Annotated in this window: 17 protein-coding genes and 1 pseudogene; 3 read left to right on the top strand and 15 right to left on the bottom strand. The window is 31.8% G+C overall.

The features are described 5' to 3' along the window. Nucleotides 1–13: 13 nt before the first annotated feature. Nucleotides 14–1402 carry an aminomethyl-transferring glycine dehydrogenase subunit GcvPA gene (gene gcvPA / locus C3E90_RS06730; protein ID WP_336513015.1) on the bottom strand — a complete coding sequence of 463 codons (1389 nt, stop codon included), beginning with the start codon at nucleotides 1400–1402 and terminating at the stop codon, nucleotides 14–16. Nucleotides 1403–1964: 562 nt separating this feature from the next. On the opposite strand from gcvPA, the gene C3E90_RS06725 reads away from it, so the two are divergent. Beyond that, nucleotides 1965–2402: a YaiI/YqxD family protein gene (locus tag C3E90_RS06725; protein WP_236914896.1), complete on the top strand. Its 438-nt coding sequence runs from the start codon at nucleotides 1965–1967 to the stop codon at nucleotides 2400–2402. 160 nt (nucleotides 2403–2562) lie between these two features. On the opposite strand, the gene C3E90_RS06720 is transcribed toward C3E90_RS06725, so the two are convergent. The 5 genes from C3E90_RS06720 to C3E90_RS06700 form a co-directional block, all read right to left on the bottom strand. After that, complete coding sequence (locus tag C3E90_RS06720) at nucleotides 2563–3696, bottom strand: copper amine oxidase N-terminal domain-containing protein (protein ID WP_236914895.1); 1134 nt, start codon at nucleotides 3694–3696, stop codon at nucleotides 2563–2565. Nucleotides 3697–3791: 95 nt separating this feature from the next. Then, on the bottom strand, nucleotides 3792–5534 hold the full coding sequence (locus C3E90_RS06715; protein WP_236914894.1) for an ABC transporter ATP-binding protein: 1743 nt from the start codon (nucleotides 5532–5534) through the stop codon (nucleotides 3792–3794). Continuing rightward, a complete protein-coding gene (locus tag C3E90_RS06710) occupies nucleotides 5512–7287 on the bottom strand; it encodes an ABC transporter ATP-binding protein (protein ID WP_236914893.1) in 1776 nt (591 codons plus the stop codon). Before C3E90_RS06710 ends, C3E90_RS06715 begins: the two co-directional genes overlap by 23 nt. A 53-nt stretch (nucleotides 7288–7340) precedes the next feature. Next, nucleotides 7341–8102 carry an ImmA/IrrE family metallo-endopeptidase gene (locus C3E90_RS06705; RefSeq protein ID WP_236914892.1) on the bottom strand — a complete coding sequence of 254 codons (762 nt, stop codon included), beginning with the start codon at nucleotides 8100–8102 and terminating at the stop codon, nucleotides 7341–7343. Beyond that, complete coding sequence (locus C3E90_RS06700) at nucleotides 8092–8457, bottom strand: helix-turn-helix domain-containing protein (RefSeq protein ID WP_236914891.1); 366 nt, start codon at nucleotides 8455–8457, stop codon at nucleotides 8092–8094. The genes C3E90_RS06705 and C3E90_RS06700 overlap by 11 nt, the downstream gene beginning before the upstream one ends. A 187-nt stretch (nucleotides 8458–8644) precedes the next feature. Between C3E90_RS06700 and C3E90_RS06695 the strand changes: the two genes are divergently transcribed. Further along, entirely contained in the window at nucleotides 8645–9511 is an 867-nt protein-coding gene (locus C3E90_RS06695; RefSeq protein ID WP_236914890.1) for a DUF4438 domain-containing protein, read from the top strand. Nucleotides 9512–9579: 68 nt separating this feature from the next. On the opposite strand, the gene C3E90_RS06690 is transcribed toward C3E90_RS06695, so the two are convergent. Then, the gene (locus tag C3E90_RS06690) at nucleotides 9580–11160 is read right to left on the bottom strand and encodes a hypothetical protein (RefSeq protein ID WP_236914889.1); all 1581 of its coding nucleotides are present in this window, start codon (nucleotides 11158–11160) and stop codon (nucleotides 9580–9582) included. Nucleotides 11161–11348: 188 nt separating this feature from the next. On the opposite strand from C3E90_RS06690, the gene C3E90_RS06685 reads away from it, so the two are divergent. After that, nucleotides 11349–12011: an NAD(P)H-hydrate epimerase gene (locus C3E90_RS06685; protein WP_236914888.1), complete on the top strand. Its 663-nt coding sequence runs from the start codon at nucleotides 11349–11351 to the stop codon at nucleotides 12009–12011. A gap of 93 nt (nucleotides 12012–12104) precedes the next feature. Here C3E90_RS06685 and C3E90_RS06680 read toward each other — a convergent pair whose 3' ends face one another. The 8 genes and pseudogenes from C3E90_RS06680 to C3E90_RS06645 form a co-directional block, all read right to left on the bottom strand. After that, complete coding sequence (locus C3E90_RS06680; protein ID WP_236914887.1) at nucleotides 12105–13295, bottom strand: aminotransferase-like domain-containing protein; 1191 nt, start codon at nucleotides 13293–13295, stop codon at nucleotides 12105–12107. A 5-nt stretch (nucleotides 13296–13300) separates the two neighbouring features. After that, the gene (locus tag C3E90_RS06675) at nucleotides 13301–13846 is read right to left on the bottom strand and encodes a 2-oxoacid:acceptor oxidoreductase family protein (RefSeq protein ID WP_236914886.1); all 546 of its coding nucleotides are present in this window, start codon (nucleotides 13844–13846) and stop codon (nucleotides 13301–13303) included. 17 nt (nucleotides 13847–13863) lie between these two features. Further along, on the bottom strand, nucleotides 13864–14685 hold the full coding sequence (locus C3E90_RS06670) for a 2-oxoacid:ferredoxin oxidoreductase subunit beta (protein ID WP_236914885.1): 822 nt from the start codon (nucleotides 14683–14685) through the stop codon (nucleotides 13864–13866). After that, on the bottom strand, nucleotides 14676–15830 hold the full coding sequence (locus tag C3E90_RS06665) for a 2-oxoacid:acceptor oxidoreductase subunit alpha (RefSeq protein WP_236914884.1): 1155 nt from the start codon (nucleotides 15828–15830) through the stop codon (nucleotides 14676–14678). Before C3E90_RS06665 ends, C3E90_RS06670 begins: the two co-directional genes overlap by 10 nt. Continuing rightward, nucleotides 15817–16020, bottom strand: coding sequence for a 4Fe-4S dicluster domain-containing protein (locus tag C3E90_RS06660; RefSeq protein ID WP_236914883.1), 204 nt, complete (start codon nucleotides 16018–16020; stop codon nucleotides 15817–15819). Before C3E90_RS06660 ends, C3E90_RS06665 begins: the two co-directional genes overlap by 14 nt. Nucleotides 16021–16065: 45 nt before the next feature. Then, entirely contained in the window at nucleotides 16066–17466 is a 1401-nt protein-coding gene (locus C3E90_RS06655) for a sodium:solute symporter family protein (RefSeq protein WP_236914882.1), read from the bottom strand. Between the two features lie 277 nt (nucleotides 17467–17743). After that, entirely contained in the window at nucleotides 17744–19669 is a 1926-nt protein-coding gene (locus C3E90_RS06650; protein ID WP_236914881.1) for a sigma 54-interacting transcriptional regulator, read from the bottom strand. Nucleotides 19670–20117: 448 nt separating this feature from the next. After that, nucleotides 20118–20463 (bottom strand): annotated as a pseudogene (locus tag C3E90_RS06645) (glutamate dehydrogenase); the annotation flags it as partial.

Raw genomic sequence — 20463 nt, 5'->3', positions numbered from 1 at the left:
ATCATTTAGACTTTTACGCTAATACTTTCTTAAGGGTATCTGCTAATCTATCTATATCTGACTTTGTATGAATTTCTGTAATACAATATAGGGCACTATTACCTAACTCTGGGAATTCTTTGGAAAGGTCTTTCCCACCAAATATTCCATAATCCAATAAACTTTTATTTATCTCTGATACTTTTTTACCTGTATCATCAAAATTTATTATAAATTCTTTAAAGTTAATTGAGCTAAATATTGGCACCTTTACTCCTGGAATTTCGCTTAATATCCTTTGGGCATAACTTACTCTCTGCATTATTCCTTCTCCCAATTCCTGCATACCCCAAGGTCCCATTAGAGCAAGATATACACCAGCTGTTATACCCCATAAAGCAGTTTGAGTACCTAAAAAGTCCTTAGCATTTTCTCTAGAAGCATAAGAAGTTCTTTCAAAACTTACATCTCCAAATCCATATTCTCCCTCTTTTGTAGTTTCCGTTATTCCCCAAAGTTGAGTAGGATATTCTGCAACATGTTTTTCTTCATCTCTAGAAGCAATGAATCCTGCAAGACCTCCCCCAGCATTCATATGGATACCTAAAGGTTGCAATTCTCCACATGCAATGTCTGCTCCATAATGGCTTGGAGGTGCTAATACTCCCAATGAACTTGGGTCCACTCCGACTATGCTTATGGCATCTTTTTCATGGGTGATCCTAGAGATCTCTTCTACTTGAGTCTCTATAAATCCAAGATAGGATGGATTTTCAAAATAAACAGCTGCGGTATTATCTGAAATCTTGTTTTTTAAATCTTCTAAGTCAAGTAAACCCGATTCCATATCATAATCTATTAGTTTAATATTAATAGTTGGTTTACATAGGTTTTTAATACATAGATAGCGATCTGGTGCTATAGTTTTAGGAATTAATACTTCATTTCTTCCTGTCATCCTTGCTGCCATTCTTATTGCATAACCTGCTGCCATACCCCAATCATATGTAGGCGTACTAACAACATCAAAATCTAATAACTCTCCTAACATACTGGCAAATTCAAACATAGCTTGGTATTTGCCATGGTCTGCATAAGCTGCTCCTACATAGGCTGTTAAAAATTCATCCCTTGAATTAATAGTGTTACATACCTCTGGTACATAGTGCTGCCAAGTTCCTCCCCCTAAGAAACTCAAATATTCCTTACAGTCCTTGTCTTGTGCAAGTATTTCTTCTACATGTCTTTCTAGTTCATATTCTGATAAAAGAGGTTCTGGTAAATCCATTTTACCTTTAAACCTTAAATGTTCAGGAATTTCTGCATAAATATCTTCCACATCTTCTAGACCTAGTTCTTTTAGCATCTGTTTCTTGACTTCTGGTGCTGAATTAGGTATGTAAGGATATACTATTTTATCCATATTCATCCCTCCATTAATGATTCTTTTTGTTTATTACTTTGCTTGAAAATTCACAACATAATTAACCTAATCTATAGAGACCACCCCCTAAGTATAGGTAAATTTAGAAAGTAAAATATTAACTTGATTATTTAATTTGATATTTTAAGATATAATATAAATGGGAGAATGTTACAATAATAGATATTCATTTATACTTGATTTTATTCTATTTTGAATTGAATTTTTGAGTTGTAAAATAATGTATTTAGTATTTTCGATTTAATTATAGCGAATATTTTGAATATTGTCAAATAATAAAAGCCTAAGCAACATGGCATAGGATTTGATTTATAAATTCTAAAGTATTTTTCAATTCTTCGTTAGAAGTATGTTTCAACTTTAAAACCCTTTTTAAGTTCTTCCGCTTTATCTATTTAAAACTCTGTCGACTTATTGAACGTATCATATTGATAATTTGATGTGAAGTTCTTTGCCCCTTAATCTAATCCTAAACATATAACATTCTCCTAACCTAGTCCATCTAATTTTGTATTATGTTATAATAAACTAGGGTGAGTATATGAAAATATTTGTAGATGCTGATGGATGTCCTGTAGTAGATTTAGCCATAGATATTGCTAAAGAATATGGGTTAGAAATAGTCGTTGTAAAAAACTATGCCCATGAAATTTCCGATTCCTATGCAGAAATTGTTTCAGTAGACATATGTCGTGATAGTGCAGACTTTTATATTGTAAATAAAATAGAGAAAAAAGATATTATAATAACCCAGGATTATGGATTAGCTGCCTTGTGTTTATCTAAAGAGGCTTTCCCAATAAACCAAAATGGTATAATATTTTCAGAAAATAATATAGATGGAATGTTGAATCGTCGTCATATCCACGGAAAACTTAGGAGACAAAATAAATATTATGGCAAAACTAAAAAAAGAAATCCTAGGGCGGATGAAATCTTTGAAACAAATTTAAGAAAATTAATTGAAAATTTCTTTTAGAAGCATAAGAAAACCTCCTTGTAAGATAACATTACAAAGGAGGTTTTACTTGTCAATATAGATTTATGGATATTTTAATAAATATTTTTTCGCCGATTATGGTATCATACCCTTTGGGAAGTTTTATTTACACTAACTTCTATATTAATTTATTTGTTAATTATTCTGGTATATATCCAGTTGTTGTGTCAATTCCTATTGTTTTAGTTGTAGAATCCCATGTTATTCCAAAATCGAAGGTTTCTCCTATATCCCTAAGTTTAAAATAATTGTTACCTTTGATTGTATATGCTTTTAAACTAATAGCTTCACCGTCCTTGAATATAGTTGCATTTGATTCTACTGGTTCTTTTTCACTGCCATCTCCTTTAGATAATTCACCACCCACTACTGTATAAGATTCACCAGATATAAGGTTTATTACATTTTTTGTACCATCCCAGGTGACTTCAAATTGCTTCTCAGTTCCACTTAATACTTTTGCAATATCTCTTAATTTAAAATAGTTATTCCCTTTTATTGTATATGCATCAAATTCAATATTTTCACCATTTACTAACACCTTAGAACTATTAGGTACTGCTTTTAATTTTGGTGTTGTTTGTACCGATTTTTCAGCATTACTGTTAATAAGTCTTGGATTTGCTACCAAAACACTGGCTGAGTCATCGATGGAAAAATAGAATGTCAAGCCATCAAAATCGCTAATATCTAATTCTACAGTTTCCCATTGGTTGGACGCTACAATAGCATATCTGGTGTTAAATTCTCCGTCTTGTATCCAGATTTGAACTGTTCCTTCTAAAGAAGGAAATTCTCCATTGCCTATTGTTTCAATATTAAACTTATCATTAGTTCCTGATGTAAATATATAATCTTTTTTATAATCATCATAATTTGGTGATTCTTCCTTATGAAATTTATTCCATGATATGTACGCTTCTAAATCGTTGAACTTTTCTTGTGTTAAGCCACATACATCAAATACTAGCTTATCATAATCCTTTACATTTTCTACTTGTAAAAATTGTTCAGATGATCCTGGTCCATAATTTCCCCAAGGAAAAAATTCAGCATAAATTCCTTCTTTAAAATCAGTTTTCCCTGTTTTTTTAATAGCTTCAATTATTTCTTTATCCCCTTCTGCAGTAATTTTACAAGCATTGCCATATGACATTGCCAAATCCCCTGTATCCCTTACTAGGGATTTTTCTCCCGCTGCAAATACTGTTGATACTGATAGTATTATCATTGCAAAAATAATTAATGATATGTTTTTTAGTAATCTGCTCATTTTGTCCTCCTTTAGTTGTTATTTACTACTATAGTATATATTATTAGACCGTCAAAAGTCAATTTTTATTAATTTATATATTTATTTAAAAGTCCCTACATCCTCCACCCTAGTTTTTCTATTTGATTGTATTTGGCGTACCATCCGTCCTTTCCTGCTAGTTCTTTTGGTGTACCTGTTTCTACTATTCTACCCTGTTCCAGCATAATGACTTTGTCTGCGTCGATGATTCCTGATATTCTATGGCTTATGGTTAGGATTGTTCTATCTTTAGAAACTTCTTCTAATGCTTTGAATACCTTCCCTTCCGTTATAGAATCTAAACCAGAGGTTACTTCATCAAGGAGGAGTATAGGTGGATTGCATACCAAAGCACAGGCAAGGGTTAATAGCTGATATTGGCCGTAGGATAGTTTTATCTCACCTTCTCCAATAACAGTATCATATCCTTTGGGAAGTTTTATTATATCTTCATGAAGCCCTACAATTTTAGCTGCTGCTATGACCTCTTCCTCTGTAATGGATTCATCATATAATGTTATAGCGTCTCTAATAGTTCCATCATATATTGGGAAGGATTGGGGTACGATGCCTATAGTTCTTCTCCGGATATTTGTAGGCATTTCAAAGGGATCAAATTCCCCTATTTTAATACTACCTTGATCAGGTTTATATAAACCTGCTACAAGGTTTAGAATAGTACTTTTCCCTGCTCCTGTTCTCCCTACTAGTGCAACCTTAGTTCCAGGTTCTATATCAAAGGAAATATCTTTAACTATATTTTTACCTTCTTCATAGGCAAAGGTCAAACTTTCTACGGAAATTGATAGTGGTTCCGAAACCTTTTTATTCAATAATGGTTCTACTCTAATTTCTTCCTGTTCCCTATGGAATTCATTTATTCTCTCAAGTCCCGAAAGGGCCTCTTGTATGGTTTGAAACTCTATGGCTATGGCTTCAATTGGTGCAAACATCCTAGATATTAGATCTACTGCTGCTGCAACGGAACCAATACTAATACCTAGCGCACCTAAATCCGTTGGTGCAGCAATTATAACTGTAATAGCTATGATAATCGCCCTAAGTATTTGCATCAAACAAGGGAATATAGAATTCAGTGTGCTGGTTTTATTTACTGCTTGAAGGTTCTGGTGTAAAGGGTTTTGAAAATCGGATATGGATTGGTCCTCCATTCCAAATATCTTAATGGTCCTTGTTCCATTGAATATTTCTTGGACAAAACCATTAATATGTGCTACTGCCCTTCGGGATTCCATTTGTGCTTTGAAAGTATTGGATTTAAAAAACTTGGTTATTAGATATATTATAGGAATTAATATCAACATACATAGTGCTAATTCAGGACTTAAAATATATATGGATATCAAAATTCCCACTGCTTTCAAGCCATCGGATAGTAGGCCTATTAGACCAGATGTAAATAGAGTACCGACAGCATCTACATCTGAAGTAAATTGACTCATTATCTCCCCAACAGCCTTGTTTGAAAAATATGATATGGGTAATCTTGATAGTTTTTTGGCCATATTTAGCCTAATATTTAATAGTATATCTTGGCCAAGGATTGCCATCATATACTCTCGCATAAAATCAGCAGCCCCACCTAATACTACAGCTAGTAGATAATAGTAGGACAATTTTAGTACCCCTTCATATATTCCTTTTGAAACATTGTTATCTATTATGCTTCTTAATATTTGAGGTGGAAGTAGTTGCATTAGTATTCCAGCAATAATAGCAATAATCAATAGTATAATATATGCTGATTTGTTTTTACAAGTAATTTTAACCGCATTAGATACCAATCTGTTTCTCAATTGCTCCACCTCCCCAAAATTGTTGTGAGTCTACAATTTTACTATAGATACCATATGTATTGATTAGCTCATTATGAGTTCCTCTTTGAACAATTTTCCCTTCATCTAGAACTAAAATCATATCCATATATTTAAAGGCATCTAGTCTATGGGAAAAAATGAATGTAATCTTATCTCCTGTGCTTTCCCTTAGATTTTCCATTATCTTAGCCTCTGTATTAATATCTATGGCAGAAAAAGGGTCATCTAGTATTATTATATTGGCATCTTTATATAGGGCTCTTGCTAAGGCTACCCTCTGTTTTTGCCCACCAGAAACTTTTATGCCTTTTTCTCCTACTTCCGTATCTATACCTTTTTCAAAGTTTTCAATATCCTTATTCAATGATGCAATGTTTAATACTTTATCTAATCTTTCAACATTATTATCCTTCCAGGTAATATTGTTCTTTAAACTGTCTGAAAAAAGAAATGGGTCGTGGCCCATATAACTGATAGTTGCTAATCTTTGGCCATAGTCCAAATCCTTTATATCCACATCATCTAGAAGAATCTTTCCATCATAATCATAAAGTCCCGTTAAGGCTAGGGCTAGAGCTGATTTCCCTGAACCTACGGAACCAGTTATACCGACTATCATACCAGATGAAGCTTCAAAGGATATATCCTTGATGGTATATTCATCATTAGTTGGATATTTAAAGGAAAGATCTTCTACGGATATCCTATTTGGATTAAGTCCAACTGCTTTATCAATAGACCCTTGACTTTGATTATTTATTAATCCCAAAACTCTATCCCAGGATGCCTTTGCTCCTTGTTGAATATTAAAAACCTTTGCAGCCGTTGTGGTCCTAACTGCTAAGGCTGTAAACATGGATATATAAGCTGTAAAGGTACCAATGGTCCAATTGCCATCTATAACCTTATTACCTCCTAAAAATATAACTAGGATGATTCCTACACTGGCTAGGGAAGCATATATAGGTGCTAGCCCATTTTTTAAGATTGTAACTACCACATTTCTATTAGCTTGATGGGATAACCTTTCTTTTAATCTTTCTACCTCCGCCTCTTCCCTTCCATATAGACGCAATATATTTACTTCTGAAACCATCCTTCTAATTTGAATAGTTGATTTTGATGTAGCTAATCTAGCCTCTCTGGATTTGGAGTGGACTGTTTTTTTCATTAGTTGGGTCATCAGTATTACTAACGGAATAGGAATAGAAGCTATTAATGTTATTTTAGGGTCATAATACATCAATGCAATCCAGTAGGCAGCCATGAGTACCCAAGTATCCCATAGTTCAGTAATGGTCTTTCTTACTGCTTCTACAACTATATCCACATCTCCTATGGTAGTAGACATCATATCCCCAGGATTTTGTCTTTCTAAAATATTTAAATCCATATATAATATGGATTCCATAATACCTATGCGCATATCACCACTCATCCCATTGGCCATATCCCTAACGAAATATCGTTTGAAAAATCGAGCTATCTGAAAGGATAGGGTAACACCAATAAGTTGTAATCCAGCTCTTTTTATTCCCCCTACATCTGGTGAATTCACTGAAGCATCTAGTAGTTTCCCTTGAAAAATTGGTCCTAATACTATTGCTGAATTAAAAAATATACCTGAAATAGCGGTGATCAAAAATTGTTTATGATATTTTAGTATATAGGATAATAGTCTATCCTTATATTTAGGTGGAGAAAATTTATATTTTAACTTTTCTTCTTTCATTAGAATTCATCTCTTTTATTATATTTAAACCGTATATACTATATATTTTAGCACTAAATATAGTTTTTTCCTATGGGATTAATAAATTTTAAAGCTTCCTTTAGCTCATCATAGGATATTTTTCCATTTTCATAATTGGCTTTTACATACATAATATATTCTTGAGGAATATAGTTTTCCTTTGAAGGAACTATTAAATCTATATTAAATCCTTCTTCTTTGGTTATTTCCTGAAGTCTATCCTTATTTTCCAGAGAAGAGATTTTAACTAGTTCTGAGTATTTGGCCTTTGAACATAGATTAAGTTGAATAAGTCTTTTGAGCATTGCCTTGTAACTTACTTTGAAGTAGTTATACATTCTAACTACATGTTTAGGTTGGATTTTATTTTTATCGACATTTGCAATTTTGTAAAATACCTCTTTTACATAATCTTCAGACATTAAAAATTCAGCAGCAAATACATCTGCTTTTGTCTCTTCTTCTTTATATTTTCCTTTGTCTAGAAAGACTTTTTCTTTTTTTAATATATCTTCATTGTATATAATATGGTATAGCTCATGGGCAGCTGTGTATCTTTCATGGCCTAAGGTAAAATTGCTATTTAAATATACAATGAAATGTTTATCAAAATAAGTAATAAAACCAGAAAGGCCTTCTATATCTAAGGGCTTTCTAATTAAAAAAGCAGTTTCTGAGAGGATGTCGAATATATCAGATAACCCTTTTTTAGCAAATTTAATCCTAACTTCTTCTGCTAATTCTTTGATTTTTAGTCTAAATAATTCATCAGGAATATTAATATTATTTTTCATGGCTCTTCCCTTCTTTATATATCTTCTCTTGATTTATAAACATTTTCACCATATCTTGAAGCTTTGAAATTTCCTCTAATGTGTTTTGAGAAAAATTTCTTTTTCTAAAAAAAGTTACTAAATCATCCGAATCTTCTTTATTAAAAAAATCCCTTATATCCACGTCCAAAACATCTGATATGGCTTTTAGTTCTATAGCGGAAATAGACCTATTATTGTTTTCAATTTTACTTAGCGTTTCTCTACTCATATTTATATCTTGTTCTTTAAGTTTTTCTACTACTTCTGATTGGCTTAATTCTTTTTCTTCTCTGATGGTTTTTATCTTTTTTCCAATCTCAAACTCATTAGCCATTTAAAAACCTCCCTTGTAATATAATATTACATAAGAGGTTTCAACTTGTCAATATAGCCTATTACATTGTTGTTTTTTATTACTCGATTAATTCTTAATGGATAAAATACTATCCTAAAATTGTAGAACAAATAAAGTGTTAATGATACAATATACTTAATATTATCAATTTTAGGAGGTCATATTTATGATTAAAACAAATAAAGACAAGCTTGTTATTCAATCGGTACAGGGTAAAATATCTAGTCCATCTGCTGGTAACAATCCCTATAGAATTGATAAAGAAGGTTTGGCTCATATACTTCCAGCAACTGGCGGCATTTGTTATAATGTCAAAATAGGGGATTCTTGTATGAAATGGGTGGGAGACCATATTGAGCCTGGTGTTAGTATTAAAAGCGATAATGTTGCAGAAAACAAGGCATTAATGCTTCTAGCATGTATAGGAAATGAAGCTAAAGTAATAACAGGTGATGCAAAAGGAGCCAAAGGTTTTGTAACAGGTATGCATGGTGGAATCGATCACACTTTGATATACTTTAAAGGCGAGGATTTAGAAAAAATGGCCATCGGAGATACTATTTTAGTAAAAGCTTGTGGCCAAGGTCTATCTATAGAAGATTATGAAGATATTAAGTGTATGAATATAGATCCTGAACTATTTGACAGATTAAATATTAATATAACCTCTAGAGGAACTTTAGAAGTTCCAGTAGTTGCAGAAATACCATCCTATCTAATGGGTTCTGGTGTAGGAAGTTCTACTGCCTTTTCTGGCGATTATGATATAATGACTGGAGATAGAAAAGCTAATGAAAAGTTTGGAATTAACAAACTTAAATTTGGTGATTTAGTTTTGCTAAAGGATTGCGACAATACTAATGGTCGACAATATTTAAAGGGTTCTGTTTCTATAGGAGTTATAGTACATAGTGATTGCATTAAATCTGGTCACGGTCCAGGAGTTACTGTTATTATGAGTTCTAAAACTTCTAATATTAAAGGGGTTATAGATGAGAAAGCTAATATAGGCAATTATTTAGGAATTCTTTAAATAAAATATACCTTCCATATCTTATAATTATTTAATTATAATATGGAAGGTTATTTATTTGCATTATCTTATTTCAGCTCTAATTTAGTCACTTGATTTAAATTGTTTTTTTCATAGTATTCAATATTAACTTCATCATCAACTTTTATAAAGGGTAATTTTTCTGATACTCCAATATTAGCTATAAATATTTTGTTGCTACCATCTAATATGAAATAATAGTGGGTGTTTCCATCAATAACCACAGATTCTATACTTATTATTTTACCCATTGTATTAAAAATTTCCGTTGGTTCTTTATCTTCTTCAGACTGAAGGTCAGTTATGTCTTTTCCTATATGAGTGCTAACAACATTGCTTACCGTTGTACCTATTGATACCTGTTGATAGTTTTGAGCATCGACTAAGGCATACATTTTAACCAATCCTGCTTCATCTTTTAAGGACATGAAATAGGTTGGTTTATTATCTATATTTAATAGTATTGGAAAAGTTGATATATATCCTTTTTCTTGTACTGCCCCTTCAGCACTTTCCATAGCTGAAAATTCTTCTGCTGATGACATTTTATAGAATTTAGTTTCTTTTGTTCTTAAGTTTACAAGTACAAAGCCAACATTAGATTCATCAGCTCCTACAGAAGTCATGCCTGTATACAGATAAACATCATCATCTATAGCTAGATAGTTATATCCTTCCGTTGTTTGCAATACTCCTTTCTGAGCAAATAGGGAGTTTAGAAATCCTGATTGAAGTCCCCCATTCCAATTAAGCTGTCGAATTATTTCATCAGCATTATAAATCCTATCCACCCATTTTGGTACATCCTCTATAGCATATTTTGTAGTTTCTCCATTTGTTGCATTGGTTAATATTACCTCTTTTACATCTAATCCTCCAAACCAACCAATTGTATTATGATATACTGGTGCTATCCAATAAGGAATTCCTTCTTCGTCTATTTCAAAATTGATTTCAAAAAACATATCCAATGGATATTTTAGTCTCAAATATCTATAAATATCCCTTGAAAATTTATCGGATTTAGAGAATTTTATATTGTTTTTAAGTTTCTTTAACTCTACTTTACCATCTATCATATCTACTATAATATAGTTGGGTATGCCTTCATTTTTGTTACCTAACCACTTTAAGAATCCATTATATTCTAATGGAGTAACCCTTACTGGTTTATCATCATAATTAATTTGAGTATAAGCATTAGATACATTGTATTGAGAGACTAGTTCTAACATTTCTCCCATTTTTCTACTGCCTAACCTTTGTGCTGTGTCCCTATCCACTGTAGGTACTTGTTCAAATGAGGCTTCTTTTATATCTTCCTCAAAAGAGCTACTTTCCTTATTAATTAAATTTGCATATCTTGTTGAATGAAACATTGTTGCTGAAAACACTTTTAGTACAAATAATAATCCGAGTAAAATTGCAGGTATTATAAAAAATTTATAATATTTTTTATCAAATGTAATCAAAATAATTATGGTATATACTAAATTAATTATAAGAAAAATCCAAAACTCAAAAGAATGTAAGTTGATTGCTGGTAAAAATATATACCACAAAATAAAAGCTAATAAAGGTATTGATACTATTGCTGCAACTTTTGCTAAATTCACTTGTTTTTTCATAGAAATTTCGCCTCCTAATATTAATAATTTTTTTATTATGTTACCAATATATCATAAATATTCACCCTAGTAAATATTTGACCCCGGCACTAACTTGTGAACTTATTTGTATTTAACTATAAAACCATAATATAATAATATAAAAATGTTATAATTGTATATGATGGTTAATATAGGAGGTGTAATTAATGCTAGTTATTAGCTGCAAAGAAATGAAAGCCATGGATAGTTATGCTATTAATAATATTGGTATTCCAAGTATTATCCTTATGGAAAATGCAGCATTGAGAGTAATAAAAAATATGGACTTGCATACTATGAATTCCTTTACTGTTGTTTGTGGAGTTGGAAATAACGGTGGAGATGGTTTAGCTATAGCCCGTCATTTAATATTAAATAATAAGTCTGTAGACCTATTTATAATTGGAAACTTAGAAAAAGGAACTAAGGATTTTAATATCAATCTAAATATACTTAATAATATGGATGTGGACTTTACATATATAGATGATGATAAAACTTTAGATAGGTTAAAAGATTCAATAAGCAACAATGATTTGACTATAGACTCCATTTTCGGAATAGGTATAACTAGGAATATTGAAGGATTATTCTATGATGTAATTGATATTATAAATAGGTATTCAAAAGATATATTATCTGTTGATATTCCCTCTGGTTTAGATGGAGATACAGGTAATATATTGGGTATATCCGTGAAAGCAAATAAAATTGTTACTTTCCACCATATGAAAAAAGGTGTAGAGAAAAATATAGATTGTATTGGAAAAATAGTAGTAGAGGATATTGGAATTCCTGATAAGGCTACTAAGGCAATTTTGGATACATAAAACCAACAAAAAACTACTCACATTATTGACGTGAGTAGTTTTTTAATATGTTAAGCTAAGCGCTTAGAGACATTGATTATCTCCTTTTATGGTTTATAAATCTTTTAATACTTTAGCTAGTCTTTTGATTCCTTCTATTATTTTTTCCTCATTCATAGTTGCATAGTTTAATCTAAAGTGATTTTTGTCTCCTCCATTAGGGAAGAATGAATCTCCAGGTACAAAAGCAACTTTTGCGTCTATAGCTTTTTCAAATACGTCCATTGCTTTTACATCTTCTGGTAGTTCTACCCATGTAAATAATCCACCCTTAGGATAAGTAAATTTAATATTATCAGGAAACTCTTCTTTCATTGTATTAAGCATAGCATCTCTTCTGCTCTTATAAGATTTTATTATATTGTTTACATGTGCGTCATAATCATACATTTTAGCAAAAGTAGCTATTTCTCTTTGAGCCATGGAGTTTACCTGTAAATCTGCACCTTGCTTAATAAGTACATATTTTCTTATTATATCAGGATTTGCTGCAACCCAGCCAACTCTTAGTCCTGGACAGAAAGTCTTGGAAAATGTACCTAGATGAATAACAATTCCTTCTTTGTCATAGTATTTGATAGGAGGTAGTTTTTCACCTTCAAATCTTACTTCACCATAAGGACTGTCTTCAACTACAGGAACACCATATTTACTAGCTAATTCAACTAGTTTTTCCCTTCTATCTGCACTCATAGTAACTCCAGTAGGATTTTGAAAATCTGGAATGGTATAAATAAATTTAGCATTTGGATTTTCTTTAAGAGCTTTTTCTAGTTCTTCAATTATCATACCATTTTCATCCATAGCTACTTCTACATATTTTGGTAGATATGGATTAAATGCTCCTATTGCTCCAACATAGGTAGGGCTTTCACAGATTATGACATCCCCCTCATTTACATACAATTTTGCAGAATATTCAAGACCTTGTTGTGAACCACTTGTTATGAAAATATTGTCAGCAGTTACATCAATACCTTTACCTTGCATTCTCTCAGCAATAAATTCTCTTAAAGGTTGATATCCTTCTGTTGGACCATATTGTAAAGCAGATGCACCATCTTCTTCCAATACTTTTTGACATACTTTTTCCATTTCTTTAGCTGGGAAAAGTTCTGGAGCTGGCCATCCACCAGCAAAAGAAATAACGCCAGGCTGTTTTGTAACCTTCATTAGTTCTCTAATTGCAGAAGGTTTTACATTGTTCATTCTATTAGCAAAATCGTTCCCTACACATTTTTTCATACAACCTACGCCTCCATTCCTATTTTTATACCTCTTTCTAAAGCTTCAATGTTTAAATCAATTACTTTTGGTTTGCTTGCGAATCTATCTTTTATAGCTTCAATAATTGATTCTTTTTTCAGAATCCCTGTTTTCTGAATTATTATTCCTACAGCTATTACGTTTGCAACAGCAACATTTCCTAGTTCTAAAGCTATATCATTAATTGGATATCCGAATTGTTTACCTTTGGATTCCTTAGTATCTTTAATCAAACTACAATCATATACTAAGATAGAATCTTCATCTAATTCAGATACATATTTATCATAAGCAACTTGTGCTAATGCTAATACTATATCAGGTTTGGAAACTTCAGGATAACTAATATCTCCATCACTTATTATTACATCTGATTTTGTAAATGTTCCTCTGGTTTCAACTCCATAGGAAGTTACTAGTGTAGCATTTTTATCTTCATATATTGTGGCTGATTCGCCTAAGATAGTTCCACTTGAGACTAATCCTTGTCCACCAACACCACTTAATATTATCTGACAAGTCTTGCTCATTTTTACACCTCCATTAGTTATAAAGTTTTTTTCGCTTTTTCAATAACTCTGTCATACCTAGTGCCATAATCGTCTAATTCTTTATCAATAAATTTACCTAGAACGAATTTCTTTTCTCTCTCTTCTGGAGATAATTTTTCAGCTTGACTAATAGAAACTGAATTATCCCTTAGCCATTTCATAGCACTTGCAGAAGTTTTCATTCCATTTCTTCGTCCATAATGAGTAGTACATGATGAAATAACCTCAACAAAAGAGAATCCTTTTTTCTGTAAAGCTTCTTTAATAAGTTTTTGAAGTTGTACTACTCCATATACAGTAGCTCTAGCAACAAATGGAGCACCAGCTGCTTGAACGAGTTGACATACGTTAAATCCATTTTCAACGTGACCATATGGTGATGTTGAAGTATTACTATTATAAGGTGTTGTTCCTGAGTATTGTCCACCAGTCATACCATAGTTTAGATTGTTTACCATAATTGCAGTTACATCAACATTTCTTCTTGCAGCATGTATTAAATGATTTCCACCAATAGTAGCACCGTCACCGTCTCCCATTAATACAACAACATTTAAATCTGGATTAGCTAGTTTGATTCCTGTTGCAAAGCCTAATGCTCTACCGTGTGTACCATGAAATGTATTTGTACTTATATAATCGTCTGCTTTACCCCAGCATCCAATACCAGTTACAACTACTGTGTTTTCTTTATCATAACCAAGTTCTGCAAAAGATCTTAAAATTGCGCCTAAAACTACACCATTACCGCATCCTGCACACCAGAAAACAGGTAATTTTTCCTTAATTAAATAATCTTCATAGGTTTTTATAGACATTTCTCTACCTCCTCTAACTTATCTAATATATCGTTAGGAGTTATCATCAAACTATCCACTCTATTAACGCCTTCTACTGGTATACCGTAGTCATTTACTTTTTTAACTTCACCAATTAGTTGACCTAAATTCATTTCTGGTACTATTACTCCTTTTACTTGTTTCAATACTTCTCTAACTTCATCGTCAGCGAAAGGCCATACTGTTACTAATTGTAATAGACCAAGTTTTATTCCTTTGCTTCTTGCAATTTTTACTGCTTCTAAAGCTGCTCTAGTTACGCAACCAAAAGTAATAATTGCATAGTCTGCATCTTCTAGGTTGTATTTTTTAACTATTGTAATATCCTTCTTATTCTTTTCGATTTTTTCTGTAAGGTGTCTAATGAATTTATTAGCGTTTTCAGGTGTTGAATTTGCCATACCTGTTTCGTTATGAGTAGTACTATTAATTCTGAAAATATATTTACTACCATAAGTAGCTAATGGTGCTATACCATCTTCTTGATCGTCAAATTTAAATGGTTGGTAATCCTTTGGATCACAAGTTGGTTGTTTTCTATTAACTATTTCTTCAGGTGCTACATCTCTATAAACTACTTTTTCTCTTAAATGACCAATTGTTGCATCTGATAGAAACATTACTGGAGTTCTATATTTTTCAGCTAAATTGAAAGCTTTAATTGTAAGATCATAGCAATCTTGTACAGAAGAAGGTGAAATAACAATTATTCCATGGTCCCCATGAGTTCCCCATCTAGCTTGCATCAAATCACCTTGGGCAGGCTTGGTAGCTAGTCCAGTACTAGGACCTGAACGTTGAACATTTATTAATACACATGGAACTTCACCCATTACTGCAACTCCAATATTCTCTGACATCAATGAAATACCAGGACCACTAGTAGCTGTATATGATTTCTTACCAGCTAAAGAAGCTCCTATTATTGCTGCCATACTTCCTATTTCATCTTCCATTTGCACATAACGACCCCCTACTTGAGGAAGACGTGTTGCTGAACCTTCTGCAATCTCTGATGATGGTGTAATTGGATAACCCGCATAAAACCTTGCACCTGCAGCTATTGCTCCTTCTACTACAGCTTCGTTACCTTGTGCAAATTTAACCTTTTTATTTGTTGTCATCTTTGTTCACCTCCACTTTTATAGCAAAATCAGGGCATCTTAGTTCACATAGTTTACATCCTATACATTTTTCTTCATTACTAATTACAGGAGAACCATCTAATTCTCTTGTATATACATTTACAGGACAAAATTCTACACAGATGCCACATTTCTTACATAGCTTCCTATCAATTGTTATTTTATTCATTTCATTACTCCTTTCTGTATATTATTTATAAAACTTATATAAGCATTATTTATGCTCTTCTGCCTCCCTATGAACTCCAACAGGATTAAGAGAGAAGATTACGAGCATTAAAATACTAGCAAGGATTCCAATATATAATGAATCAATATTACTCATACCAAAGATTTCCCATAATATTGTTGAAATTGGAGCTACTATTATTGCAATCAAACCTGCTTTTTCACTAACTCTATCTTTAAAGAAAATTGCTGCTAATAGAGGAATGAATACAGTAGTTCCCCTTAAGGCCATAGATAAAAAGCCCCATTTCAAAATAAGTGAATCAGCATTTGTAAATAACATAAGTAAAGCTAAAGCAGAAACTCCAAATACGGATAATCTTAAAACTTTTAATTGAGTTTTATCGTCTGCTTTAGGATTGATGAATCTTAAGTAAATATCCCTATTCACCATGGTGCTAACACCAAGAGTAAGACCTGCTCCTGTTCCAATTACGGAAATTATCAAAGCTGCTATTGTTATTCCTCCTACCCATGGATTTAAATAGTTCAATATAAATGCTGGTAAAGCTTCTCTAGGTACTAAGTTTGGATTTACTGTTCTCATATACATTCCAATCAATGTACATACAAAGCCTATAGGTGGAATTAATAAGGCTGATAAAAATGCACCTTTTCTTGATTCCTTCCCTGTCTTACCTGCAAACATGGCTTGTAAATATGTCTGTGTCGAAGCAACACCTACTACCATAGAAAAACCTTGAGCTAATCCAGCACTAACTCCATTGCTAAAAAGATTTAACCAAGGTTCCTTTGGAAAAGCTGCTACAAAACCTTGAGTTCCTCCAAAAAACTTTAATGTCAATATTCCACTAATACCTAATGTTAGATAAAGTAAAATCGTTTTCATAATTCCTACTATACTGGTACCTAAAAATCCGCCGAAAAAGATATAAGATATTATCATTGCAACTGTTATAATTGCTGCTAATGCAACTGCCATATTAAATAATGATGATAATATCGCAATTGAAGAAATAAATTGACCAGTTATGTGAATAAATATGGCAAACGAAGTGATAATGCTAGCTGCAACCCCAGCATATTCTCCATAACTTCTGGATAAAAACTGAGATACAGTATCTACTTCTGCCTTTCTAAGGGGAATAGCCAAAAATAATCCTAAAAATAAACAAGCTATACTACTTCCTAATGTAAACCACATAGCATTTATACCTTGTTGAAAGGCAAGCTGTGCAGTTCCTATAGTTGAAGCTCCTCCTACAATAGTTGCAATTATACTTCCTGCAATTTTTGTAGTACCTAACTTCCTACTACCTACAGCAAAATCTTCAGAAGATTCCACTTTTTTTGATGAAGAAAATCCTAAAAATGAAACTATAATAATTGTTATTAAAGTACTGATATAGTGGACTGGTGTAATCATAACATCCCTCTTTTCTTAATATGTTCATTAATAAATAATGCAAATTGTATGCCAACGCTATTTTTTTAGCTAATACTTCAGAAACCTCTAAATCAAGCTAAATGGAAATTATCGAATTTTTTAAATATATTGCTCGTTTAAATATTTAAACAATAAAAATAAAAGGTGTTTAATATATGAACGTACTATATATGGAAAATTATTTTATATAGCATATTACACAAAAAAAGAGACAGGTTAACCTGTCCCTTAAGTTAATAAAATATATAGAGAATATTTAATGGATTTCTTCTAACTCCTTCATTTTTTTCCATAAAGTTGTTCTGCTTATATCTAGTTTTTCTGCTAATAATGTTTTATTGTCATCAAGTCTATTGTTTAATTCGTTGATAATCTGTAACTCCATATTGTTTAATGTATCTAGCTTTACTTTAATAATATCATTATTGTTATCAATTTTTTCTATTTCACTTTCTTCACTAAAAGATTGATCAAATATATTTTTAATAAAACTTTTCTCTACGATTTCATAGTCTGATAATATAACCATTCTCTCTACAAAATTCTCAATTTCCCTTACATTCCCTGGCCAACTATATTCCATTAATAGCTCCATAGCTTTTGGTTCTAATCCTTTAATTTTTCTATTATGTTTCCTATTCATTTTTCTTATAAATTCGTTTACTAATACTGGTATATCATCCTGCCTTTGTCTTATGGGCGGAATCCTTAGGTTCAATATGTTTAATCTAAAATATAAATCTCTTCTGAATTTGCGTTCATTAACCATTTTATATAAATCAATGTTTGTGGCTGCTACTACTCTAACATCTACCTTAACAATATGATCTCCACCAATTCTTAAAACTTCTTTTTCTTGTAGCACCCTTAGAAGCCTACTCTGAAAACTTAGAGGAATTTCACCAATTTCATCTAAAAAAATCGTACCACCATGGGCTAGTTCGAATAGGCCTGGTTTCCCTCCTTTTTTAGCCCCAGTAAAAGCTCCTTCCTCATACCCAAAAAGCTCACTTTCCAGCAAATTATCAGGTAATGCAGCACAGTTTACTGCTACAAAAGGTTTATCTTTTCTATCACTAATATTGTGAATACTCTGGGCAAAAAGCTCTTTACCACTACCTGTTTCTCCTTGTATAAGTATAGTGGTAGACGTTTTCCCAAACCTTATTGCATTATTTATAGTTTCTTTTATGGCTTTGCTAACTCCTAAAATATCACTAAATGTATGTTTAGCTATTAGGCCTTTATTATAGAGTTTGTTTCTTACAGTTCGTTCTAGGCTTTGGAGCTTTGATACTTCCTGTAAAGTAATGATAAGTCCAGATTCTTCACCTTCCACCATGACTGGGATTCTATTTAAAATTAACTCAATATTGTTTATTTTAATTATTTCCTCCAATTTATAGTTTCCGTCACCATAGACCAAATTTAAATCACGCAAATGTCTTAAATCAGAAATATTTTTACCTAATACAAAATCTGCTTCTAATTCAAAAATTTCCTCTGCTACAGGGTTAAAAGTTGTAATAACCCCGTTCTTATCTATAGCTACTATTCCTTCAGAAGAGTAGTCAATTATCGTATTAAGTCTCTCAGCCCTCTCCTTTTCTCTTTTACTTAAATCACAAATATTTTGGGCATCAATAATAGCTTGTTTAACTGCATTTCTGCTACTTTTTATAATCACTGAGTCTATTTTTTTTCCTCTTGAAGTTTCCAATATACAGCTACCCATTCCAACTAATGCAAATTGATTTTTGCTAAAAATATTCTCCGTTTGCTCTACAAATTCTTGTTTATTTCCATAATTAACAACTTCAAAATCAACATTTAGTATGCTTTTTAAGTCTTGGAGTTGATTTAACTTCTCAGATCTATAACAAAATAAAATAATCTTTTTATTATACTTTTCTTTCGCTTCCAATAATGCTTTTAATATGTCTCCAGTAGTCACTTCTACAGAGACCACTGGTATGGAAACAACTTCTTTAATAGCTTCTAACGTTCCTCCTTGACTTATTATTACATCAAACTTATTCTCCATCTTTTTAGCATATAAATGCCCATCTTTCATTATTCCGCCTTTATAAATGCTAATAGCTATTCCTAATTCCTTAGATATCTCTTCAAACATTTCGGTTAGCTCAGGATAAATTGATACAACTAATATTTTTGGGTTCATATTTACCTCCATTATGGCTTTAATCCTCACAAATAATTTGATAAGTTTATGTATCTTACCATTTTATATTAAAAATAATTATTTAAATAATTTCAGCTTGAAACATTTATTTAATTATATCATATTATCCAGTTAGATTGTTATTTCTACATCTATGTAAATTTGCTGGAAACATTGATTCCATATATGGATTAGGGATAAGTTGAATAAAATTACCGCTTTCTGGATACGATTCAAGGTTTTGGATTAGAGTTCGATTTAACCTTAATATGGCTTTAAAAAGAATTTTCTATGATTATTTTGACTATATAGAATAGGTGATTTGCAATACTGAAGTAAGATTATTTGTTTGGATTAATCATTATACGCCAATTGTTAAACTGATAGTTCAGAAGTGCCTAGGCACTTCTGAACTATCAGAAACTATTTACTAATCGGAATTGTTATTTTAATACCATCCTCTTAATTTCATTACATCTGCTACCTTTTTAACTGAAAGCATATAAGCAGCTTGTCTTATTGTAACATCTTTCTCCTCTTTAAGGGCCCATATATCATTAAATGCATTAACCATTGCAATTTCTTGTTTTTCTTCTACTTCATCTTCTTCCCAATAGTATCCATATAGGTTTTGTACCCATTCGAAATAAGATACTGTAACTCCACCTGCATTTGTTAATATATCTGGTGTAACCGGGATTCCTCTTCTTTCTAGTACTTTGTCAGCGTCTGGAGTTATAGGTCCATTAGCTGCTTCACATACTAATTTAGCATTTATCTTTTCTGCAACTTCT

This window comes from Clostridium sp. Cult2, assembly GCF_021655075.1.
GTDB lineage: Bacteria > Bacillota > Clostridia > Tissierellales > Tepidimicrobiaceae > Schnuerera.
The sequence above is the reverse complement of the archived record's forward strand: the minus strand, read 5'-3'. Positions and strand labels throughout refer to the sequence as shown.